Raw genomic sequence first — 4,217 nt, 5'->3', positions numbered from 1 at the left:
TTTGCTTTATTAGTTGTATTATTTATTCTACTGATTATCGTTGGATGTAGCTGCTGGGGCGGAGGGTATTAATTCTTAATTAACCTTCACAAAATGTGTAAAAGAAAAAACATGCAAGGTACTTTTTAGTACGAATATGAGTGAACAAAAAGGAGCTATCACGCTCCTTTTTTGTTGGGGATTATACATATATAACCTTCTTTCAAAATGATTCATGTATGATTTTATAAAATTTTCCATATTCCCAACGAAAAGAGCTCGATTGTAGAGCAGCATAGAAAGAGAATAATCCAACTTTTTTAAAGTAAAGATTGACGTTTTATAAATCACCCGCTAATATGTTAGATATCTAATATGTTAGCGGGTGATTTTTTGTCTTTATATGAACAAGTTAAGCGCATTAATGAAGCTGAATATACAATAAACCGTCTGATCTTTAAACATTATAAGCAATATTTAAATAGTGGTATTACAACACAGCAGGCGGTTGTATTAGATATTGTGTACTTAGCAAAACGCATTACAGTTGGTGAAATTGCGATTGAAATGAATATTAGCTCTAGTGCAGTTAGCCAATTGATTGCGAAATTAGAAAAGAATCAATATATCAAGCGAGAAATTAATCCACAAAATCGACGCGAAATATTTATAACGTTAGATGAAAAAGGAATGGAGTATTTTTCGAAGCAAGATTATGTAGAACAACAAATCGCAGACAAAATTTACAGCAAACTCTCATCAAAAGAGGTAGACGAATTAGAACGCATTGTTGAAAAATTAAGGGAGATTGCGATGAAGGAATTATAAAAATTTCTTCATGCTCAATATGTTAGATATCTAATTTATTTAGGGGGTTAACAAATGAAAGGTCTACTTAAAAATATTGCGTTTAATGGTGCTGTGTCTCATGAAAAAAATGGACAAATCAAGCAGTATTATCATGGTTATCAAGAAATCAAAAAGCAGCACCTTATTACGGAAAATACACAATTTAATCTAGCATCATTAAGTAAAATGTATACAGCGGTAATGACGTTCCAGCTAATCGAAAAAGGACAGCTACAGTTAGAAGATAAAATTACAAATTGGTTTAACGTACCGCATTTTACAGAGGTGACAGTTGCACAATTACTTACACACACATCTGGTATTCCAGAGTATATTGCAGAAGATGTAACAATAGGTGTTGAAACATTTATCGAAATGGTGCTACCACAATATGCGCCGAATGAGCATTGGTCTTATAGTAATACGAATTATGTTTTGCTTGCAAAAATTATTGAGGAAGTGAGCGGATTATCGTATGAAACATATTTACAACAATATATTGCAGCACCATTAAATCTTACCCATACGACAACACAACCTACAAAGCAATGCGAAGCGCAAGGTCAAACGTATGATTATGAGGAGCAACAATATAAAGAGGCTATTGATGACCCATATTTACACGAAAGCGAAAAATATAATGATGGATATGGTGATGGTGGCATTTATGCAACAGTGACAGAGGTAGCGAAGTTTTTAAAAACACTTTGGCAAGGTCAGTACATTAGCAAAGAGATTGTGCAATTTATGTTAACGCCAACAGAAGTCGCTGGGCATTATAGTTATGGTTTTATCATTCAAGATGAGTGGGTTGGTCATACAGGTGGATGGATTGGTTGCTCAGCACAAGCCTTTATTAATATATCAACAGAAGAAGTGATTGTGTTAGCGACGAATCAAGAAGTATTTCCGCAATATGAACAAGAAATTATGAATTGCTTAATGGGAATAAAATATGCTGTAGAAGCACCGAAACATGTAGTAATTTTACCGCTCACTAGTAAAGATGATATTGCGGGTCGATATGAATTAGCAGATGGACTTGGTACAAGATTTACGATTGAAAAGGATATACAATTTATGATTTCATTTGAGCATCAGTTGTCTGTGCCACTTTTTAAAATAGATGAGTCGTATTATTGGATACGTAATACGATGAGTTATGTAGATGTTGCGAAGCAATTATTTATCGATGAAGGTGTTGAAGTACCGTATCAAAAAGTTGAATGATCAAGATTATACGTTCTCTTTGGTGACCACCAAAACTTTGACATACAAAAAACTACATGTTATGAACTCCAAATACCATTAAGCTAACAGGATTTTTATGCAATAAAATCCGATTGAATAATCAAACTTTTTTATGAAAATGGCTATATCAATTAGTAGGTAAAGAACCATTTTGAGCAATCTTTTTTCAAAATGGCTTCTTTTTATTTACCGTAAAATATAGGTTCAGGCGATATTTTTGATTAAACTTTATTTTATACCAACATTACGTGCTGCTTCCCATGCTAGATAAAATTCTTCAACGGATGCATAGCGCTTATTTCTATCATTTTCTATAGCACGGCAGGCTACATCATATAAAGGCTTTCCGGCATCCCATTTTGAGAATGAGCGATCAAGTTCTCCTCCTAGAAGTGAGAAAGCCATTGCGCCCATATTAAATACATTTGTTTTTTCATCTATTACTGCGTCTAATCTAAACTCTTCAGGGGACATAAATCGCGAGGAGCCCCAAAGCCTGCCCATTTTATTAACATATGGTTTTTTAGCATAGAGGTCGATGTCACAAATTTTCGTTGTATTTGTTTCAAAATCATATAAAATGCTTCCATCATAAAAATCAATGGCTACATAATTGTTTTGTTCCACATGAACATGAAAAAAAAAGATACAATCTAGTGAGGTGAGGCGCTCTTCAATTGATAAATGTTTATGTCGGTAAAACGGAGAGAAGGAATTGTTATATTTTGCTGGCTGTGGAAATTCCAGGTAGGGATGAAGGCACTCTCCATTAAACCAATCAAAGATAGCAGCATACCCATACTTTACTTCGAAATGGTCAGTCAATTGAATAAGGTAATCATGTTTTAATTCTTCGTAGAGAACAACCGCTTGCTTTAACATGGCGATTGCATCATCCGGATTTCCGGTATATCCTGTTGTTTTTGCGCCTGCATATTTAACAAATTTTTTCTGCCCATCTTTTTCAATACCAAAAGATATATTACCTGAATCTTGTTGATCAAATACAGTAAATACTTTTCCTAAACTAACAAGCCAATCAAAATCCTGATATTCTTTCAGTTGAAAAGTGACGTTATCTAAATGAATTGTAACTGGAATTTCGTTCATTTTACACCTCTTATTTACTATAATTAGATAGACTGAACGTGACTATATTCGATATGTGCATTGAAGTTCCTGTCTAATTAGATAAAAAGAACGATTCCATTAGGATAAAACAGTTACATATTATAAATAGAGGGAGAAAAAGATGGATAAAGAAATCATAATTAAACCATATGATTCAAATTGGCATAAGGAATTTGTTAAAGAGAAAGAGAAATTTATCGCATTATTAAGAAAAGACATCTTAGCGATTGAACATATCGGAAGTACGTCAGTAGAAGGATTGGATGCAAAGCCTCTTATAGATATGATGATAGGGGTAGAAGATTTAAAGATCGTTACTCATTGGATAGAACCCATGCGAACCTTAGGGTACGAATATGTACTTCATGAAAAATTTTCCGAGCGGCGTTTTTTTAGAAAAGGAAGATGGAGAGCGGGTACGCATCATTTACATGTTTATCTATATAACAGTGAGGCATGGAATGATAATTTATTATTTCGTGATTTTTTGAGGAAGAACGAATGGGCACGTGAGGAATATAAAAAATTAAAGCAAGAACTAGCTGTAAAGTATCCGTTTGATCGGGTTTCCTACACAAATGCAAAAGCTCCATTTATTCGAAGTACTATTTTATTAGCGCAAAAAATTACACATAAGGAAAAAGGATAATACTTTTTTATTTATTTTTTTATGTATGATTTCTCATTTCATTTTAATCTTTCTTTCATTTTATTTTCTCTTCCATTTGTTACAATTTAAAATACATAACTCTTAATAGAGGAGAGGAGAAAACGAAATGGAGAAGATACTTAAGAATCAATTTTTTCATTTATTAATAAAGATTACAGGCATTTGTGTGATTGCCTTCAGTATTTCCATGTTAATTATAAATTTTACGTACGGAGATCAAATGCATGTAAAAGGTTTAAACAAACAACTTGGATCGCTTGGCGAATATGGTGCAATCGTAGCAGCATCACTATGGTTTTTACGGCATATATGGCTATTTCTATACAGAAATAAATTG

The 4,217-nt window shown here is 33.1% G+C and carries 5 protein-coding genes and 1 pseudogene; 5 read left to right on the top strand and 1 reads right to left on the bottom strand.

Features of this window, described 5'->3' with window-relative positions:
• The 3 genes from V7183_RS23325 to V7183_RS23315 all read left to right on the top strand — a co-directional run.
• The coding region (locus V7183_RS23325; RefSeq protein ID WP_335360996.1) for a YjcZ family sporulation protein at positions 1 to 72 on the top strand (72 nt) is incomplete at its 5' end.
• Between the two features lie 300 nt (positions 73 to 372).
• The gene (locus tag V7183_RS23320) at positions 373 to 807 is read left to right on the top strand and encodes a MarR family winged helix-turn-helix transcriptional regulator (RefSeq protein ID WP_230322430.1); all 435 of its coding nucleotides are present in this window, start codon (positions 373 to 375) and stop codon (positions 805 to 807) included.
• Between the two features lie 54 nt (positions 808 to 861).
• On the top strand, positions 862 to 2,058 hold the full coding sequence (locus tag V7183_RS23315) for a serine hydrolase domain-containing protein (protein WP_335360995.1): 1,197 nt from the start codon (positions 862 to 864) through the stop codon (positions 2,056 to 2,058).
• Between the two features lie 249 nt (positions 2,059 to 2,307).
• Here V7183_RS23315 and V7183_RS23310 read toward each other — a convergent pair whose 3' ends face one another.
• Complete coding sequence (locus tag V7183_RS23310; protein WP_335360994.1) at positions 2,308 to 3,189, bottom strand: serine/threonine protein kinase; 882 nt, start codon at positions 3,187 to 3,189, stop codon at positions 2,308 to 2,310.
• 142 nt (positions 3,190 to 3,331) lie between these two features.
• On the opposite strand from V7183_RS23310, the gene V7183_RS23305 reads away from it, so the two are divergent.
• Positions 3,332 to 3,859 carry a GrpB family protein gene (locus V7183_RS23305; RefSeq protein ID WP_335360993.1) on the top strand — a complete coding sequence of 176 codons (528 nt, stop codon included), beginning with the start codon at positions 3,332 to 3,334 and terminating at the stop codon, positions 3,857 to 3,859.
• 127 nt (positions 3,860 to 3,986) lie between these two features.
• Positions 3,987 to 4,217: pseudogene (locus V7183_RS23300) on the top strand (hypothetical protein); the annotation flags it as partial.

Origin of the sequence: Bacillus sp. JJ1127, from assembly GCF_036965845.1 — a bacterium.
GTDB lineage: Bacteria > Bacillota > Bacilli > Bacillales > Bacillaceae_G > Bacillus_A.
This window is presented reverse-complemented; position numbering and strand designations above follow the sequence as displayed.

Bases quoted from the DNA above. Each gene is read 5' to 3' on its own strand.
- V7183_RS23315 (WP_335360995.1), top strand. From the start codon at position 862: ATGAAAGGTCTACTTAAAAATATTGCGTTTAATGGTGCTGTGTCTCAT.
- V7183_RS23310 (WP_335360994.1), bottom strand. From the start codon at position 3,189: ATGAACGAAATTCCAGTTACAATTCATTTAGATAACGTCACTTTTCAA.
- V7183_RS23305 (WP_335360993.1), top strand. From the start codon at position 3,332: ATGGATAAAGAAATCATAATTAAACCATATGATTCAAATTGGCATAAG.